This window comes from Lysobacter enzymogenes, from assembly GCF_017355525.1.
Taxonomy (GTDB): Bacteria; Pseudomonadota; Gammaproteobacteria; order Xanthomonadales; family Xanthomonadaceae; genus Lysobacter; species Lysobacter enzymogenes_C.
Genome location: NZ_CP067395.1, coordinates 5,093,672 through 5,110,050 on the forward strand (window position 1 = coordinate 5,093,672; position 16,379 = coordinate 5,110,050).

The following is a 16,379-nucleotide window of genomic DNA, read 5'->3' on the forward strand; positions in this document are numbered from 1 at the left end:
CGGCGCACGCACCGCTCATGCCGGCAAGCCGGAGGGTTCGGTTCGTCCGGGTCGTTCAATCCAACGACGCCAGCCACTCCTCATCGCTGCCCTCGTTGACGCCCTCGAACAGGAACGTGCTGAGGTAACGCTCGCCGGTATCCGGCAGCATCGCCAGGATCGTCGCGCCCGGCTCGGCCGACTGCGCCACTTGCAGCGCCGCCGCCATCGTCGCGCCGGCGGAAATGCCGACGAAGAGGCCTTCCTCGGCCGCCAGCCGGCGCGCGGTGTCGCGCGCGAGCACGTCGTCGACCGGCACGATCGCGTGCGCGGCCTCGCGGTCGAGCACGGCGGGGACGAAGTCCGGGGTCCAGCCCTGGATCTTGTGCGGCGCCCAGTCCTTGCCGGACAGCAAGGCCGCGCCGGCCGGTTCGCTGGCGGTGACACGCACTTCGGGCCGCGCCACGCGCAGCATCTGCGCCACGCCGGTCAGGGTACCGCCGGTGCCCCAGCCGGTCACGAAGTGGTCGAGCCGGCGGCCGGCGAAGTCCTGCAGGATCTCGGCGGCGGTGGTGTTGCGGTGGTAGGCCGGATTGGCCGGGTTTTCGAACTGGCGGGCCAGGAACCAGCCGTGTTTCTCGGCCAGCTCGGCGGCGCGCCGGACCATGCCGCTGCCGCGCTCGGCGGCCGGGGTCAGGATCACCTTGGCGCCGTAGGCGCGCATCAGCTTGCGCCGCTCGATCGAGAAGGTCTCGCTCATCGTCGCCACGAACTTGTAGCCGCGCGCCGCGCAGACCATCGCCAAGGCGACGCCGGTGTTGCCCGAGGTCGCCTCGACCACGGTATCGCCGGGCTTGAGCAGGCCGCGCGCCTCGGCGTCGAGGATGATCGCCAGCGCCAGCCGGTCCTTGACCGAACCGCCGGGGTTGAAGGCTTCGACCTTGGCGAACAGGCTGACGTGGCCCGGCGCCAGCCGGTGCAGGCGCACCACCGGGGTGCGGCCGATGGTCTGCAGGATGCTGTCGTAGATCATGGGACGGCTCCGTGGGGGAAAGTCTGGAGTATGCCCCCGGCTTGGCGGCGCGGCCGTGTCGCCGCGACGAGGCGCGCCCAGGGGCGCCGGGCTTTGCCGAATCGGGGTGACGACGGTCAACCAATGGCCCACGCGAACGTTCATACCCGACCGCTAGAATCCGCGCTCGCCAAGGGGCGCGGCGTCGCCGTCCCCCCGGACGGTTCGTGCGGCCCCCTGGGGAGAGGGGCGTCGCTTCGCCAGCCGATCCGCGCCATCGCCCTTCGGGGCCGCCCTGTTCAGAGATCCGCATGCGCCCACGTTCTGCCCTTCGTAACGGCTGTCTCCTCGCGCTCGCCCTGGTGTTGGGCGCGTGCGGCAAGGGCGGCAAGCCCCAGAACAGCGCCGGCGGGCCCGGCGGGCAGGCCGACCGGCCGACCCCGGTGACGACCGAACAGGTGCGCCTGCGCGCCTGGAACGACACCGTGCAGGCGCTCGGCAACGTCAAGGCGCGCGAGTCGATCACGGTCACCGCCAAGGTCAGCGAGATCGTCCAGAGCGTGCATTTCGAAAGCGGCGACCACGTCGCCGCCGGGCAGTCGCTGGTCACCCTCAGCGGCAAGGCCCAGCACGCCGCGCTGGCCCAGGCCGAGGCCACCGCCAAGGAAGCCGAGCAGCTCTACCAGCGCCAGACCGAACTGGCCGCGCAGCAACTGATCGCGCGCTCGGCCCTGGACACCCAGCGCGCCACCCGCGACGCCACCCGCGCCCGGGTCGAGCAGATGAAGGCCGACATCGGCGACCGCCAGGTGCGCGCGCCGTTCGCCGGCGTGCTCGGCATCCGCCAGATCAGCCCCGGCTCGCTGGTGACCCCGGGCACGGCGATCGCCACGCTCGACGACACCGAGCGCGTCTACATCGATTTCCCGGTGCCCGAGACCCTGCTCGCGCGCGTGGCCAAGGGCCAGCGCGTGGAAGGCACCAGCGCGGCCTACGCCGGCCAGCGTTTCGAAGGCGCGGTCGCCACCGTCGACGCGCGCATCGACCCGGCCACGCGCGCGGTCACCGTGCGCGCCGACTTCGCCAACCCGGGCCATCTGCTGCGCCCGGGCATGCTGGTGCAGGTGACCTTGTCGCAGCCGCCAAGGCAGGCGCTGCTGGTGCCGGAAATCTCGGTGGTGCAGGTCGGCAACGATTCCTACGTGTACCGGCTCAAGCCCGACGCCACGGTCGAACGCGCCGACGTGCAGATCGGCGCGCGCCGCGAAGGGCTCGCGGAGATCGTCGACGGCTTGAAGATCGGCGACACCATCGTCGTCGACGGCACCGGCAAGCTGCGCGCCGGCAGCAAGGTGCAGGCGGCCGGCGCGCAGACGCGCGAAGCCGGCGCGCCGGCCGGCGCCGCGCGGGACGGCCGCAATGGTTGAGGCGGCGCGGATCCTGCGCTGGCTGCGCGCGAAGCTGCCTGCATCCAAGTCGGCTGAACCCGACCAGGCCCGCGCCGAACGCGACGGCCGCGCGCCGGTCTACGTGCCGGCCAAGCGCGGCAACCCGCCGCGCCGCGGCGGCGGCGACGGGAGCGCGCGCGGATGAAGCTGTCCGACCTGTCCATCCGCCGGCCGGTGTTCGCCACGGTCATGAGCCTGCTGCTGATCGTGCTCGGCATCATGGCGTTCTCGCGCCTGACCCTGCGCGAGCTGCCGGCGATCGACCCGCCGATCGTCTCGGTCGACGTGACCTACCCCGGCGCGTCCGCGGCGGTGGTGGAAACCCGCATCACCCAGGTGCTGGAAGACGCGCTGGCCGGCATCGAAGGCATCGAGACCATCGAATCGCGCAGCGTCAACGGCCGCGCCTCGGTCAGCATCGAATTCACCTTGCAGCGCGACATCGAAGCCGCCGCCAACGACGTGCGCGACGCGGTCAGCCGGGTCATGGACCGCATGCCCGACGAGGCCGATCCGCCGGAAGTCGAGAAGGTCGAGAGCGACGCCGACCCCGTCCTGTGGCTCAACATGAGCTCGAAGAAGATGGACACGCTGCAGCTGTCGGACTACGCCGACCGCTACGTCGTGGATCGCCTGTCGTCGGTCGACGGCGTCGCCCAGGTCCGCATCGGCGGCCAGCAGCGCTACGCCATGCGCATCTGGCTCGACCAGGACGCGCTGGCCGCGCGCGACATCACCGTCAACGAAGTCGAGAACGCGCTGCGCTCGGAGAACGTCGAGCTGCCGGCCGGGCGGATCGAATCGCAGTCGCGCGACTTCACCCTGCGCGTCGCGCGCAGCTACCAGAAGCCGGCCGACTTCGCCCAGATCCCGCTGAAGAAGGGCGCCGACGGCTATGTGGTGCGGCTCGGCGACGTGGCCAAGATCGAGCTGCAATCGGCCGAGCGCCGCGCCTACTACCGCAGCAACGGCGAACCGAACATCGGCCTGGGCATCGTCAAGACCTCGACCGCCAACAGCCTCGACGTCGCCCGCGCGGTGCGCGCGGAGGCCGACAAGATCCGTCCGACCCTGCCCGAAGGCACCGACATCTTCGTCGCCTTCGACACCACGATCTTCATCGAATCGGCGGTCGAGCGGGTCTATCACACCCTGGTCGAGGCCATCGTCCTGGTGCTGATCGTGATCTGGCTGTTCCTCGGCAGCTTCCGCGCCGCGCTGATTCCGGCGGTGACGGTGCCGGTGTGCCTGATCGCCGCGTTCATCCCGCTGTACGCGTTCGGCTTCTCGATCAACCTGCTGACCCTGCTGGCGCTGGTGCTGTGCATCGGCCTGGTGGTCGACGACGCGATCGTGGTCATGGAGAACATCCAGCGCCGCGCCGACCTCGGCGAGCCGGCGCTGGTCGCGGCCGCGCGCGGCACCAAGCAGGTCGCGTTCGCGGTCATCGCCACCACCGCGGTGCTGGTCGCGGTGTTCCTGCCGGTCGGGTTCATGGAAGGCAACACCGGGCGCTTGTTCCGCGAATTGTCGGTGGCGCTGGCCGGCGCGGTCGCGCTGTCGGCGTTCGTCGCGCTGACCCTGACGCCGATGATGTCGTCGAAGTTCGTGCGGCCGCACACGCAAGAAAAATCCAACCCGGTCAACCGCTGGGTCAACGCGCGCCTGGACGGCTTGAGCGCGGGCTACAAGCGCCTGCTCGACCGCACGGTCGAACGGCCGTGGCTGTTCGGCGCGATGATGCTGGCCGCGCTGGCGCTGAGCTTCGGCCTGTTCAAGCTGGTGCCGTCGGAACTGGCGCCGCAGGAAGACCGCGGCTCGTTCCAGATCTCGATCCTCGGCCCGGAAGGCGCCGGCTTCGACTACACGGTCAAGCAGGTGCAGGAAGTCGAGAAGATCGTCGCCGCGCACACCGGGCCGGACCAGACCATCCAGCGCTACAACCCGCGCGTGCCCGGCGGCTTCGGCGCCAGCGAGGAGATGCACACCGGCCGCATCGCGGTGTTCCTGCAGGATTGGGACCAGCGCGAGAAAAGCACCGCCCAGGTCGCCGACAGCCTGCGCGGCGAACTCGGCCGGATCGCCAGCGTGCGCGCGATGCCGCAGGTCGGCGGCGGCCTGGTGCGCACCCGCGGCCAGCCGATCCAGATCGTGCTCGGCGGCCCCGAATACGCCGAGCTGGCGCAGTGGCGCGACCGCATCCTGGCCCGGATCGAGCAGAACAAAGGCCTGTTCTCGGCCGACTCGGACTACAAGGAAACCCGGCCGCAGATGCGGGTCGAGATCGACCGCCAGCGCGCCGCCGACCTCGGCGTCAGCGTCACCGACATCGGCCACGCGCTGGAAACCCTGATGGGCTCGCGCCGCGTCACCACCTTCGTGCAGAACGGCGAGGAATACGACGTGATGGTCCAGGCCGACCGCGGCCTGCGCGCCTCGCCGGCGGATCTGGCCGCGATCCAGGTGCGCGCGCGCGACGGCGCGCTGGTGCCGCTGTCGAATCTGGTCACGCTCAAGGAACTGGCCGAGGCCGGCAGCCTCAACCGCTTCAACCGCCTGCGTTCGATCACCGTCAGCGCCGGCCTCGCGCCGGGCTACACGATGGGCGAGGCGGTGGCCTGGCTCAATCAAGTCGTGGCCGAGGAACTGCCCGACCATGCCCAGATCGACTGGAAGGGCGAATCGCGCGAATACCAGAAAGCCGGCGGCGCGGTGCTGATGACCTTCACCCTGGCGCTGCTGGTGGTGTACCTGGTGCTGGCGGCGCAGTTCGAAAGCTTCATCCACCCGTTCGTGATCATGCTGACCGTGCCGCTCGGCGTGCTCGGCGCCTTGCTCGGGCTGTGGATGACCGGCGGTACGCTGAATCTGTTCAGTCAGATCGGCATCGTCATGCTGGTCGGGCTGGCGGCGAAGAACGGCATCCTGATCGTCGAGTTCGCCAATCAGTTGCGCGACGAAGGCCGCAGCATCCATCAGGCCATCGTCGAGTCCTCGGCGGTGCGCCTGCGCCCGATCCTGATGACCTCGATCGCGACCGTGGTCGGCGCGGTGCCGCTGGTGCTGGCCGGCGGCCCGGGTTCGGCCAGCCGCGCGACCATCGGCATCGTGGTGATCTTCGGCGTGTCGTTCTCGACCTTGCTGTCGCTGTTCATCGTGCCGGCGTTCTATGTGCTGCTCGCGCGTTTCACCAAGTCGCCCGAAGCGGTGGCGCACGAGCTGGAGCGGCTGGAAACCGAGACGCCGCAAGCCGGCGGCCACGCGTAACAAGATGGCCTTCCTGTAGGAGCGGCGCGAGCCGCGACTGCGACAACGCAACTACGCCGCAGGTTTCATCGCAGTTGCGTTGTCGCAGTCGCGGCTCGCGCCGCTCCTACAGGGGGCCACCCACGCTTCACGCGTCTTTGTACAAGCGCAGGAACTTGAACATCTTCGGCCACTCCTCGCGCGGCCTGAACGCGATGGCGACTTCGCGCCCGTCCAGCGCCGATTCGGTCAGCACCACGTGGTCCTCGACCTGCTTGGCGTTCTCGAATTCCTTGGCGTTGGCCTTGCACACGGCCTTGAAGAACGGGCCGTCGAGCCAGCGCTGCGTGTCCGGGGCGTCGCGGAACTTCAGGTAAGCGGCGAGCGAGGCGTGGGCGACGGCGACCATGGCGAAGCCCAGGGGGATGTCGTCGCGGACCAGGATGTACATCTTCATAAAGCGGGCGTTCCATGCGTTGAGGGCGGGAGAGGGGCGGTTCGCGGCCCGAACGGTCGGGCGCCGCGCAGCGTCCGCGGCCGCGACGGCGGGGCGCGCGCTCGTCGTACGCAGGGCGGCGGCGGCGCGGAACCCGCGCGCCGTCGCGGCCGGCCCGGACGGCGGCGCCGGGGCCTGCACCGCAAGCCGACCGATCCGGCGTTTGCAGCGCGGCGGCGGCGAAATTAGGCTACCCGCATGAACGCCGACCCCGCCACCCCCGTGTTGCCGCAAGGCGCGGGCTTCGCGCTGCGCCCGTGGCGCGGCGACGACCTCGACAGCCTGGTCGAATACGCCGACAACGCCGAGGTGTCGCGCGGGCTCAGCGATCGCTTCCCGTACCCGTACACGCGCCAGGACGGCGAGCGTTTCCTGCAGGGCCAGGTGGTCGATTTCGCCCATCCGGTGTTCGCGATCGAAGTCGGCGGCCGCGCGGTCGGCGGCATCGGCGCGCATCCGGGGCGCGGCGAACGCGTCCACGGCGCCGAGTTCGGTTACTGGCTCGGCCGCCCGCTGTGGGGCGCCGGCCTGATGACCCGGGTGGTCGCCGCGTTCGCGCCGTGGGCGATGCGGCAGTTGGCGTTGTACCGGTTGCACGCGACGGTGCTGGACGAGAATCCGGCGTCGGCGCGGGTGTTGTTGAAGAACGGTTTCGAAGAAGAGGGCGTGCAGCGCTGCGCCGTGTACAAGCACGGCCGCGTCCACGACCTGCGTGTGTTCGCGAAGGTGAGAAGGAGCCTGCAAGATGCGACGTGACGATCCTCCGCGCGGTCCGCGCAAGCCGCAGGGCGGCGCCGGCGGTCCGGGCGGCCCCTACGGTTCCGGCGGCCGCGGCCATGCCGGCGGCGCGGGCGGTCCTTATGGTGCCGGCGGCCGCAGCGGTTCGGGCGAACCGCGTGGGCCCGGCGGCTCGGGCGGTTCGGGCGATCCCGCCGGCCGCGGCGAAGGCCCGGGCCCGTGGCGCGAACGCGGCGGTTCGCATCACCCGCACTCGCGCGACGAGCGCCGGGTCCAGCGTTCGCGCCACGACGAGGACGCGCACGAGCAGCGCTTTCGCGACGGCCGCCACGAGCGTCACGAGCGCGGCCACCGCCGCGCCGACGAAGACGACGACCAGGGCGACCGAGGTCCGGGCGCGCCGCATCCGCAGCGCGCCCGTCGCGACGCCGAGCTTCGCCTGTACGGATTGAACGCGGTGCGCGCGGTGTTCGCGCGGCGGCCGCAGGCGCTGCGCAAGCTGTACCTGGACGCGCCGCGGATTCCGCAACTGCAGCCGATGCTGGCCTGGTGCGTCGCCAACCGGGTCGGTTACCGCGTGGTCGAGACGTCCGACCTGGACAAGCTCGCCGCCAGCGGCCACCACGAAGGCGTGGTGGCCGAGGTGCTGCGCGACGAGCCCGCGCCGCTGTCGACCTGGCTGCGCGACCTGCCGCCCGGCCCGCAGCTGGCGCTGTGGCTCGACGGCGTCGGCAACCCGCACAACCTCGGCGCGATCCTGCGCTCGGCCGCGCACTTCGGCGTGGCCGCGGTGCTGTTGCCGAAGGACTCGACCCTGGCCTTGTCCGGCGCCGCCGCGCGCGTCGCCGAAGGCGGCGCCGAAGCGGTGCCGATGGTGCGGCTGGGCCGCAGCGACAACGCCATCGCGCAATTGCGCGGCGCCGGCTTCGAACTGGCCGCGACGGTCGTCGCCGGCGGCGAAGACGTATTCGCCGCACCGTTGCCGCCGCGCCTGATCTACGTGCTCGGCGCCGAAGGCGAGGGCATGGACCGCGAACTGGCGGGGGCCTGCGACCGGCGTTTGTCGATTCCGGGCACCGGGCAAGTCGAGAGCCTCAACGTCGCGGCGGCGACGGCGGTGCTGTTGGCGGCGTGGCGCGCGCGGCGTTGAGTGCGGGCCTACCGTCGGTTGCGCGAATGCGGGAACTCCAGGGCTTTATCGAGGCATGGCTCTGAAGTCTCTGGATCCCCGCTTTCGCGGGGATGACGGCTGGAACAGACGCAACGTAACCCACCTGATGTCATGCCCGCGAACGCGGGAATCCAGGGCTCTACCCAGGCATGACTCTGAAGTCTCTGGATCCCCGCCTTCGCGGGGATGAAGGCTCGAACAGACGCGACGTAACCCACCTGATGTCATTCCCGCGAACGCGGGAATCCAAGGCTTTACCCAGGCATGACTCTGAAGTCTCTGAACCCCTGCCTTCGCGGGGATGACGGCTCGAACAGACGCGACGTAACCCACCTGATGTCATTCCCGCGAACGCGGGAATCCAGGGCTTTACCCAGGCATGACTCTGAAGTCTCTGGATCCCCGCCTTCGCGGGGATGACGGCTCGAACAGACGCGACGCAACTCACCTGATGTCATTCCCGCGAACGCGGGAATCCAGGGCTTTACCCAGGCATGGCTCTGAAAGCTCTGGATCCCCGCCTTCGCGGGGATGACGGCTTGTGGAGCGGAACTCGCGTCCTATCCATTCCCTGTTCCCGCTTTCGCGATTCACACGATGTGCTTGATCGCCTCAAGCAACCCCGCGTACTCGTCGGCCTGATCCGGCTGCTTCAGCATCGCGTCCAGACACACCGCCAACGCCGCCGCCTGCAGCGTCTGCAAGTTCTGCCGATGCTGCGCATCGGACACGTTGCGCAGACCGGCGGCGAACGCGTCGGTGGCGGCGCGGTGGCCGTAAGCGAACTCGCCGGCCGCGGCCAGCACGGCTTCGTTGGATTGTTTGACCGCCGATTCGATCTGCTGGTTGATGCCGCCGTACTGGTACGGCTCGCCGCCGTGGCCGGCGAGCGCGGCGCGCAGCCGTTCCAGCAGTTCCTCCGGCTCCAGCGGCGCGGCGTCGGCGCCGTTGCGCGGCGGCGCGGCGTTCGGGCGATCGCCGGGATTGCCGTTCGGCGCGGCGCCGGCATCGTCGTTGTCGGTGTTTTCGCTCATGGTGGCCTCCGAGGCGTGCGGGCCGTCGCCGGCCGTGGACAGATGGACGTGGTGCGGGTCTTTCGGCGGAGGCGCTTTGGACAACTGGTCCTTGAGCCGGCCGACGCCGGCGGCGACGACCGCGTCGGCGCGCAGCGCCGCTTCGTTCTGCTGGGTCAGCGCCTGTTCGCCGAGGGCGAGGGTGGCCTCGCGCAGCGCGCTCCACAGCGTCAGCAGCGCGCGCTCCGGCGAAGGCGGTGCCGTGTCCGCGCCATCGCCGCTGGGGCTGCGTTCGGCGTCGGCGTGATGGGCGTCGGTCATCGTCGGTGCGGATCCGGAGTGCGGCCGGCGGGCGCGCTGTTTTCGAAATAACGCAAACCAGCGCGCGGACAGGGCAGGCGCGGCGCGACAAAGCGTGAGGACGTTTCCGGTTTGAGCGCGCGGCGCCGATGCGCGGCGTTCACGGATGCGCGGGTGGAGCGTTGCGCGAAGCGGTTTCGGCGCGGCGCGGGCCGACTGCGGTCGTGCCCGCGAACGCGGGCTGCGCGTTTATTTCGGCGAAGCCGAACATTCAGGGCGTCGTCGAGGCAGGGCGCTGAAGCCTCTGGATCCCCGCGTTCGCGGGGATGACGGTCTGGGAGGGTCGAGGTGCAACCCTTCTGTCGTCGTTCCCGCGAACGCGGGAACCCAGGGCTTCATCGAGGCAGAACGCTGAAGTCTCTGGATCCCCGCGTTCGCGGGGATGACGGTCTGGGAGGGGCGAGGTGCAACCCTCCTGTCGTCGTTCCCGCGAACGCGGGAATCCAGGGCTTTATCGAGGCAGGGCGCTGAAGTCTCTGGATCCCCGCGTTCGCGGGGATGACGGTCTGGGAGAGGCGCGGTGCAACCCTCCTATCGTCGTTCCCGCGAACGCGGGAACCCAGGGCTTCATCGAGGCAGAGCGCCGAAGTCTGCGGATCCCCGCAGCCGCCGTCTCACTCCTCCGGCGGCGTCACCTGCTTCGGCGTGCTGCCGAAGTCGCCGTCGGCCGAAGCGGCCAGATAGGCGAACACCGCGTACGCCGCGACGTTCTGCGCCAAGGCCTTCGGGTCGATCTTGTCGAGGGTGTCGTCGGGCGTGTGGTGGTAGTCGAAATAGTCGGTGCCGTCCTGCGCCAGCCGCGCCCAGGCCAGGCCCTTGGCCGCGAACGGGCCGATGTCCGGGCCCGGGCCGCCCTTGCCGGGCGTGTGCTCGATGCCCAGCGGCGCCAGCGCGTCGGCGATCTGCTTGTCGGCGGCCTGCGCGTAATCCGGCGCCGAGCTGGAGTAGGCGTAGATGCGGCCGGCACCGAAGTCGCTCTCCGCGCCGATCTGGTGCTTGCGCACATCGGCCGCGTGCTTGTCGGCGTAAGCGCGGCCGCCGTACAGGCCCTGTTCCTCGTTGGCGAACGCGATCACCCGCACCGTGCGCGCGGGGCGCAGCTTGCTCTGGCCGATCAGCTTGGCCGCGGCCATGGTCAGGCCGACGCCGGCGCCGTCGTCGATCGCGCCGGTGCCCTGGTCCCACGAATCCAGATGGCCGCCGATGACCACCACTTCCTCGGGCTTGCTCTTGCCGCGGATCTCGCCGATGACGTTGTACGAGGTGGCCTGTCCGTCCCAGCCGCAGTCCAGCGCCACGCGCACGCGGGTGGCGCCGCGCGCGGTCAGGCGCGAGAGCTGCTCGGCGTCGGGCGCCGACAGCGCCGCCGACGGCACCGGCTTGAGGCCCTCGTCGAAGCGGGTGATGCCGGTGTGCGGCATGCGGTGCGAGTCGGTGCCGGCCGAACGCATCAGGAAACCGGCGGCGCCGGCGCGGATCGCCGCCGACGGGCCGCGGCTGCGCACGCGTCCGCCCGGGCCGTAGCCGGCGCCGTCTTTGGCGCGCGGCATGGCGTAGTCGATGAAGGCGATCTTGCCGGCCAGCGAACCGGCCGGCGCGGCCTCCAGCGCGGCCAGATCGGCGAAGCGCACGACCTCGCCCTCGACCGTGCCGCCGGGGCTGCCGCCGAGCGCGGTCAGGCGCAGCGGCTGGGCGCTGGCGCCGAGCACTTCGGCGTGTTCGCTGCGGCGTTCCCACTTCGGAAACGTCACCGGCTCGGTCCAGACCTTGTCGAAACCCAGCTCGCGGAACTTGGCCTGCGCCCACGCCACCGCGCGCGCATCGGCTTCGCTGCCGGCCAGGCGCGGGCCGACTTCGGTGGTCAGCGATTCGGTGATCTTGAAGCCCAGGTCGCTGGCCAATGCGCGTTCGCGCAACTCGCCGGCGGCGTCGATGGCGGCTTGCGGGATGCGCGTTTCGCGCTGTGCGGCCGCGGCGTCGCCGGCCAGGATCGAACCCGTGAACATCACGGCAGCCATCGCTGCCCACAGCGGTGCGCGCATCCCCACTCTCCTCGTGCTGGCCGGCCGCGCGGAAGGTCGCGCGGCTAGGCGAAACGAGGAGCTTAACAACCCGGAACCGGCGCGCTACCTGAGGAAAGTCACCCCCGGGTCGCGGGATATTTGTCGCTGGGTGTAGCGTGGTTTGCTTCGCGCCGATGCGCGCCTGCGATCGGATGGCGGGCGCGGCGAAGCGGAGGCGTGCAGGTTTGCCGGATCTGTCGGTTCAGTGGCTGCGCAGTCGGCCGATTGTCGTGGTCGCGGCTCGCGCCGCTCCTACAGTCGGCCCAGGTGGCATTCGCGGATGCTCACTGCGGGAGCGGCGCGAGCCGCGACCACGACAATCCATCGCCGGCGCCGGTTGGCATCCGCACGATCAACCCGCGTCGGCGAGCTCCGCCGGCCACACCAGCCCGAACCGCTCGAACACCACCGCGATGCCGTCGTCGAACCCGAACCCTTCGCGCTGCGCCTGCGCCTGGAAATACTCGCGATGCCCGCGCAGCCAATCCTCGCGGCTGCGGTCGCCTTCGCCCTCGTCCCAGGCGAACGCCGCGTCGACTTCGCGCATCGGCTTGATCTCGATCTGCAGCGTGCGCCAGATGCAGCACGGCCGGTCTTCGCCGTCGACGACCACGACATGATCGCCCGGCCGCGGCAGGCCGTCGTCCGGGTAGTCGCGCGCCAGCGAAGCGGTGGCGCGCTTGGTCCCGGCCAGCACCAGCGCCGCCAGTTCGGCGGCGTCGCCGGCTCGGAAACGAAGAAGGCCGCCACGAGGTGGCGGCCTTCGAAGGATACCCGCGGCGCGCTTACTTCTTCAGCGAATCGCGGATCTCGCGCAGCAGCAGCACGTCTTCCGGCGTCGCCGCCGGCGCCGCGTCGGCCGGCTTGCGCACCTTGTTGTAGGCCTTGAGGAAGATGAAGATCACGAACGCGATCAGGATGAAGTCGATCGCGGTCTGCAGGAACATGCCGTACTTGATCGCCACTTCCGCCGCCACTTCCTTGCCCGCCGCGTCCAGCTGCGAGGGCTTGAGCACGTACTTCCAGTCGCTGACGCTGACTCCGCCGGTGACGTAGCCGATGGCCGGCATCACGATGCCGTCGACCAGGGCAGTGACGATCTTGCCGAACGCCGCGCCGATGACCACACCGACGGCCAGATCGACCACGTTGCCGCGCGCAATGAACTCTTTGAACTCGCTAACCATGCCCATCGCATGCTCTCCCTGGTTTACGACTGTAAGGACGGTGAACGGCGCCGGCTCTGCTTCAAGGCCGGGCGCCGGGGCCGGACTATAGCCGGGGCGGGGTGATGTGTCCGTGCAGTTCGGCCACGCCTTCCAGCGTCGCCCGGTAGCGGTCGCCCGGTTGCAGCGCGGCGACGCCGGCCGGAGTGCCCATGTAGATCAGGTCGCCGGCGCGCAGCGCGTAGAGCTGCGAGAGCTCGTGCAGGATTTCGGCGACGTTCCAGACCAGGTCGTCGAGCGTGCCTTGCTGGCGCAGTTCGCCGTTGACTTCCAGGCTGAGCGTGCGCGCGCCGAGCTCGCCGACGTCGGCGGCCGGCACGATTGCGCTGATCGGCGCGGCGTGGTCGAACGACTTGCCGGTGTCCCACGGCAGGCCCTTCGCCTTGGCCTGGGCCTGCAGGTCGCGGCGGGTCAGGTCGAGGCCGACCGCGTAGCCGTACACCAGCGCCTGCGCGTCGCCGACCGGCAGCACGCCCGCGGGCGCGTCGCGGCCCAGCGCGACCACCAGCTCGACCTCGTGGTGCAGGTCGCTGGTGCCCGGCGGGTACGGCACGGCTGCGCCGGTTTCCAGCGAATCGGTCGGTTTGAGGAAGAAGGTCGGACGGCCGCGGTCGGCGGCCGAGGTCGGCACCGCCGCGCCCATCTCGCGGGCGTGGTCGGCGAAGTTGCGGCCGACGCAATAGACGCGATGGACCGGGAAGGCGGCATCGGCGGCCAGGCCCTGGCCGCGGACGGGGATGCGGATGGCCGGCGCGGCCGCGACGACGTCGCTCATGCGCTCAGCGCGCCGCGTCGGCGTTGCGGTCGCGCGGCAGCGCGCGCGGCGCGACCACGCGGAACTCGCCTTCGACCACGTCGGCGCGGCCCTTGGCCCGCGCCGTCATCGGTTTGCCACGGCGGCGCCATAGCCTGTACGCCAAGCCGACCGCGATCATCGCCGCGCCGACGAACACGCTGAAGAACACCAGCAGCGCGAGCAGGCCCAGCCCGATCACGCCGAGCACGAAACGCAGGAGGCGGTGACGCGGCTTGCGCGGCTCGAAAGCGCTGCGCATGCGCGACTGGAACGCAGTCCATTGCGAACGTTGATCGGCGAATCGGAAGGTTTGGGCGAACATTTTCGGTCGTCGTGAGACAATGCGGCCTGGGCCGGACAGGTGAGTATCGTTCCAGGCATGAACGATAGTGTGAGAACTTCGTTAAACGCGCCCGGCGGCAACGGCCCCGGCGGTGAACCTTTGATCGCATTCGAGCGCCTGGCCGACGGCGGTTTCGCCGAGGTCGAGGCGACCATCGACGGCGACGCCGAGTCCGTGCTGCTGTACCGCGACGGCGACGCCGTGCGCGCCTGGCTCAACATCTGCCCGCACGCCGGTCGCAGACTGGATTGGGCCCCCGGGCAATTTCTCAAGAGCAAGGACGGGCTGCTGGTGTGCGCGGCGCATGGGGCCAGCTTCGAGCTGGGCGGCGGCGAGTGCGTGGCCGGGCCGTGTCGCGGCGAGGCGTTGCGGGCGGTGGCGGTCGATGTGCGCGACGGCGGAGTCTGGCTGGCGTAAACCGCCTGGGCTCCCTGTAGGAGCAGCGCGAGCCGCGACTGCGGGAATGGGGCGCCTGCGGACGCAGGAAGTCCGGCCGCCGTCTCCGATTTGTTGAGTGGCCGCGCGCTTGGCCGCATCGGGCTTGCGCGGGTGTTTCGTTGTCGCGGTCGCGGCTCGCGCCGCTCCTACAGGTGGCCCAGGCCGCTTCGTCGCTGGTTACTTCCCCCAATACAGCACATTGATCATCAACACCGTCACCACGGTATAGATCAACGACAGCGGCCCGCCGATCTTCCACAGCTCCTTGCCGCTGTAGCCGGCCGGCCCGGAAATCATCGAGATCACCGGATTCGACGCGGTCATGAAGTTGTTCGACGCCGACAAGGCCACGATCAGCGCGAACGCGGTCGGATTGCCGCCGGCCGCGAGCGCGAGGTTGACGGCGAGCGGCACCACCACGATCGTCGCGCCGACGTGGCTGATGACCAAAGAAAAGGCAGTCGTCAGAAGCCCGACCAATATCTCCAACAGCCAGACCGGCGTCCCCTGCGGCAATCGCTCGATACTGTGCCCCGCGATCCACGCCGCCGCGCCGCTGGAATCCATCGCCCACCCCAACGGAATCAGGCAGGCCATCAGGAACACGGTCTTCCAGTTGATCGCCGAGTAGGCCTCGTCGATGTTGATGACGCCGGTGATCAGCATGCCGACCACGCCGGTCATCAGCGCGATCGACACCGGCAGGCGCGAGGACAGCGCCAGCAGCATCGCCACGGCGAAGATCGCCAGCGCGATCTTGAGCTTGTGCGGGCGCTGCTCGCCCTTGGGGTAGTCGGTGACCACGACCAAGTCCTTGCTCGCCGCGGCGCTGGCCAGGTCGGTCCAGATGCTGTGGAACACCAGCATGTCGCCGGCGCGCATCGGCACCGCGCGCACGTTGTCGCGCAGCACGGTCTTGTCGCGGTTGATCGCCAGCAGGCTCAGGCCGGATTGCTTGCGCAGGTGCAGGTCGCCGGCGGTCTTGCCGATATAGCCCGAGGTCGCCGGCACCACCGCTTCGGAAATGCCGGCGCGGCTGGGATTGAACAGGTCGGCGAAGTTGCGCAGGCGCGAGGACAGGCGCAGGAAGTGGTTCTGGGCGAAGTCGGCGACCTGCTGCTTGGGCCCCATCGCGCCGAGCACGCTGCCGACCCAGATGCGGGTGTCGGCCGGCGGCGCCAGGCGCGAGTCGTTGTCGCTCTTGAGCGCCAGCAGCAGCGGCGCGCCGCGCAGGGTTTCGGCTTCGCCGAGCGACATGCCGACCAGCGGGCTGTCGGCGGTGACGGTGAGTTCGTAGACGTCGCCGTCGATGCCGTAGGCCTTGGCGAAATAGCTTTGTGTGCGCGCCGGCGTGGCGCCCTTGTCGCTGTCGTCGCGCAGCAGCTTGTCGCCGAAGAAATGGAAATACGCCAGCGACGCGGCCAGCAAAGCGATGCCGATCGGCAGCGGCGCGAACATCTTCAGCGGCTCGATGGTCGCCGCGCCTGAGGGCAGGTTGCTGTTGGCGTTGAGCAGCAAGTCGTTGAGCAGGATCAGCGGCGAGTTGCCGACCATGGTCAGCGCGCCGCCCATGACGATGGCCGCGGCGATCGGCAGCAGCAGCCGCGGCAGCGACAGGCCGGTGCGCGAGGACAGGCGCGCGGCGACCGGCATGTACAGCGCCATCACCGACGGGTTCTGCATGAACGAGGAATTGAGCCCGGCGACCGCGGTGGTCAGCAGCAGCAGGCGCTGCTCGACCCCGTGCGCGCGCCGCAGCAGCCAGCCGGCCAGGCGGTTCAGCGCGCCGGTGCGGTCGAGGCCGGCGCCGAGGATCATGGTCGCGATGATGCTGATGACCGCGTTGCCGGAGAAGCCGTTGAACAGTTCGTCCGGCTCGACCAGGCCCGACAGGCCCAGCAGCACCAGCACCACCAGCGCGACCACGTCGGCGCGCACGCGCTCGAACAGGAACATCGCCATCGTGAACACCACCAGCCCGAGCACCAGCATCATGTCGGTGGTGAGCGCGAGGGAGGTGTCCATCAGGAGCGGGAGTGGGGATTGGGGA

14 protein-coding genes and 1 pseudogene are annotated in these 16,379 nt (G+C 70.2%); 6 read left to right on the forward strand and 9 right to left on the reverse strand.

Annotated elements, in window-relative coordinates; translation table 11 throughout:
• Positions 1-55 precede the first annotated feature (55 nt).
• Positions 56-1,012: a cysteine synthase A gene (cysK, locus tag JHW38_RS21520; RefSeq protein ID WP_207523339.1), complete on the reverse strand. Its 957-nt coding sequence runs from the start codon at positions 1,010-1,012 to the stop codon at positions 56-58.
• A 290-nt stretch (positions 1,013-1,302) separates the two neighbouring features.
• Between cysK and JHW38_RS21525 the strand changes: the two genes are divergently transcribed.
• The 3 genes from JHW38_RS21525 to JHW38_RS21535 are packed head-to-tail and all read left to right on the forward strand — an operon-like array spanning position 1,303 to position 5,706.
• Positions 1,303-2,418 carry an efflux RND transporter periplasmic adaptor subunit gene (locus JHW38_RS21525; protein ID WP_207523340.1) on the forward strand — a complete coding sequence of 372 codons (1,116 nt, stop codon included), beginning with the start codon at positions 1,303-1,305 and terminating at the stop codon, positions 2,416-2,418.
• Entirely contained in the window at positions 2,411-2,584 is a 174-nt protein-coding gene (locus tag JHW38_RS21530) for a hypothetical protein (RefSeq protein ID WP_207523341.1), read from the forward strand. The genes JHW38_RS21525 and JHW38_RS21530 overlap by 8 nt, the downstream gene beginning before the upstream one ends.
• Positions 2,581-5,706 (forward strand): efflux RND transporter permease subunit, encoded by a 3,126-nt coding sequence (locus tag JHW38_RS21535; protein WP_207523342.1) that lies wholly within the window; start codon positions 2,581-2,583, stop codon positions 5,704-5,706. Before JHW38_RS21530 ends, JHW38_RS21535 begins: the two co-directional genes overlap by 4 nt.
• A 127-nt stretch (positions 5,707-5,833) precedes the next feature.
• Here JHW38_RS21535 and JHW38_RS21540 read toward each other — a convergent pair whose 3' ends face one another.
• The gene (locus tag JHW38_RS21540; protein ID WP_207523343.1) at positions 5,834-6,142 is read right to left on the reverse strand and encodes a peptidyl-tRNA hydrolase; all 309 of its coding nucleotides are present in this window, start codon (positions 6,140-6,142) and stop codon (positions 5,834-5,836) included.
• A 237-nt stretch (positions 6,143-6,379) separates the two neighbouring features.
• On the opposite strand from JHW38_RS21540, the gene JHW38_RS21545 reads away from it, so the two are divergent.
• Together JHW38_RS21545 and JHW38_RS26065 are read left to right on the forward strand one after the other, a co-directional pair.
• Complete coding sequence (locus JHW38_RS21545) at positions 6,380-6,937, forward strand: GNAT family N-acetyltransferase (RefSeq protein ID WP_207523344.1); 558 nt, start codon at positions 6,380-6,382, stop codon at positions 6,935-6,937.
• Between the two features lie 406 nt (positions 6,938-7,343).
• Positions 7,344-8,069, forward strand: a pseudogene (locus JHW38_RS26065) (TrmH family RNA methyltransferase); the annotation flags it as partial.
• Positions 8,070-8,680: 611 nt separating this feature from the next.
• Here JHW38_RS26065 and JHW38_RS21555 read toward each other — a convergent pair.
• From JHW38_RS21555 to JHW38_RS21580, 6 genes are all read right to left on the reverse strand, one after another.
• Positions 8,681-9,424, reverse strand: a complete 744-nt coding sequence (locus tag JHW38_RS21555; RefSeq protein WP_207523345.1) for a hypothetical protein — start codon at positions 9,422-9,424, stop codon at positions 8,681-8,683.
• A 653-nt stretch (positions 9,425-10,077) separates the two neighbouring features.
• Positions 10,078-11,481: a M28 family peptidase gene (locus JHW38_RS21560; protein ID WP_207526457.1), complete on the reverse strand. Its 1,404-nt coding sequence runs from the start codon at positions 11,479-11,481 to the stop codon at positions 10,078-10,080.
• 397 nt (positions 11,482-11,878) lie between these two features.
• Positions 11,879-12,298 (reverse strand): ASCH domain-containing protein, encoded by a 420-nt coding sequence (locus JHW38_RS21565; RefSeq protein WP_343225456.1) that lies wholly within the window; start codon positions 12,296-12,298, stop codon positions 11,879-11,881.
• 13 nt (positions 12,299-12,311) lie between these two features.
• Entirely contained in the window at positions 12,312-12,719 is a 408-nt protein-coding gene (mscL, locus tag JHW38_RS21570; protein WP_207523347.1) for a large-conductance mechanosensitive channel protein MscL, read from the reverse strand.
• A gap of 79 nt (positions 12,720-12,798) precedes the next feature.
• Entirely contained in the window at positions 12,799-13,527 is a 729-nt protein-coding gene (locus JHW38_RS21575; protein ID WP_207523348.1) for a fumarylacetoacetate hydrolase family protein, read from the reverse strand.
• A 4-nt stretch (positions 13,528-13,531) separates the two neighbouring features.
• Positions 13,532-13,870 (reverse strand): hypothetical protein, encoded by a 339-nt coding sequence (locus tag JHW38_RS21580; protein WP_428995266.1) that lies wholly within the window; start codon positions 13,868-13,870, stop codon positions 13,532-13,534.
• Between the two features lie 57 nt (positions 13,871-13,927).
• On the opposite strand from JHW38_RS21580, the gene JHW38_RS21585 reads away from it, so the two are divergent.
• On the forward strand, positions 13,928-14,308 hold the full coding sequence (locus JHW38_RS21585; RefSeq protein ID WP_207523349.1) for a Rieske (2Fe-2S) protein: 381 nt from the start codon (positions 13,928-13,930) through the stop codon (positions 14,306-14,308).
• Positions 14,309-14,506: 198 nt separating this feature from the next.
• Here JHW38_RS21585 and JHW38_RS21590 read toward each other — a convergent pair whose 3' ends face one another.
• The gene (locus tag JHW38_RS21590) at positions 14,507-16,354 is read right to left on the reverse strand and encodes an SLC13 family permease (protein ID WP_207523350.1); all 1,848 of its coding nucleotides are present in this window, start codon (positions 16,352-16,354) and stop codon (positions 14,507-14,509) included.
• Positions 16,355-16,379 lie beyond the last annotated feature (25 nt).

What these genes read in the sequence shown, in the direction of transcription:
- JHW38_RS21590 (WP_207523350.1), bottom strand. Translation starts at nt 16,354, where the DNA reads ATGGACACCTCCCTCGCGCTCACCACCGACATGATGCTGGTGCTCGGG.
- JHW38_RS21585 (WP_207523349.1), top strand. Translation starts at nt 13,928, where the DNA reads ATGAACGATAGTGTGAGAACTTCGTTAAACGCGCCCGGCGGCAACGGC.
- mscL (WP_207523347.1), bottom strand. Translation starts at nt 12,719, where the DNA reads ATGGGCATGGTTAGCGAGTTCAAAGAGTTCATTGCGCGCGGCAACGTG.
- JHW38_RS21540 (WP_207523343.1), bottom strand. Translation starts at nt 6,142, where the DNA reads ATGAAGATGTACATCCTGGTCCGCGACGACATCCCCCTGGGCTTCGCC.
- JHW38_RS21575 (WP_207523348.1), bottom strand. Translation starts at nt 13,527, where the DNA reads ATGAGCGACGTCGTCGCGGCCGCGCCGGCCATCCGCATCCCCGTCCGC.
- JHW38_RS21555 (WP_207523345.1), bottom strand. Translation starts at nt 9,424, where the DNA reads ATGACCGACGCCCATCACGCCGACGCCGAACGCAGCCCCAGCGGCGAT.
- JHW38_RS21535 (WP_207523342.1), top strand. Translation starts at nt 2,581, where the DNA reads ATGAAGCTGTCCGACCTGTCCATCCGCCGGCCGGTGTTCGCCACGGTC.
- JHW38_RS21560 (WP_207526457.1), bottom strand. Translation starts at nt 11,481, where the DNA reads ATGGCTGCCGTGATGTTCACGGGTTCGATCCTGGCCGGCGACGCCGCG.
- JHW38_RS21545 (WP_207523344.1), top strand. Translation starts at nt 6,380, where the DNA reads ATGAACGCCGACCCCGCCACCCCCGTGTTGCCGCAAGGCGCGGGCTTC.
- JHW38_RS21525 (WP_207523340.1), top strand. Translation starts at nt 1,303, where the DNA reads ATGCGCCCACGTTCTGCCCTTCGTAACGGCTGTCTCCTCGCGCTCGCC.
- JHW38_RS21580 (WP_428995266.1), bottom strand. Translation starts at nt 13,870, where the DNA reads ATGTTCGCCCAAACCTTCCGATTCGCCGATCAACGTTCGCAATGGACT.
- JHW38_RS21530 (WP_207523341.1), top strand. Translation starts at nt 2,411, where the DNA reads ATGGTTGAGGCGGCGCGGATCCTGCGCTGGCTGCGCGCGAAGCTGCCT.
- cysK (WP_207523339.1), bottom strand. Translation starts at nt 1,012, where the DNA reads ATGATCTACGACAGCATCCTGCAGACCATCGGCCGCACCCCGGTGGTG.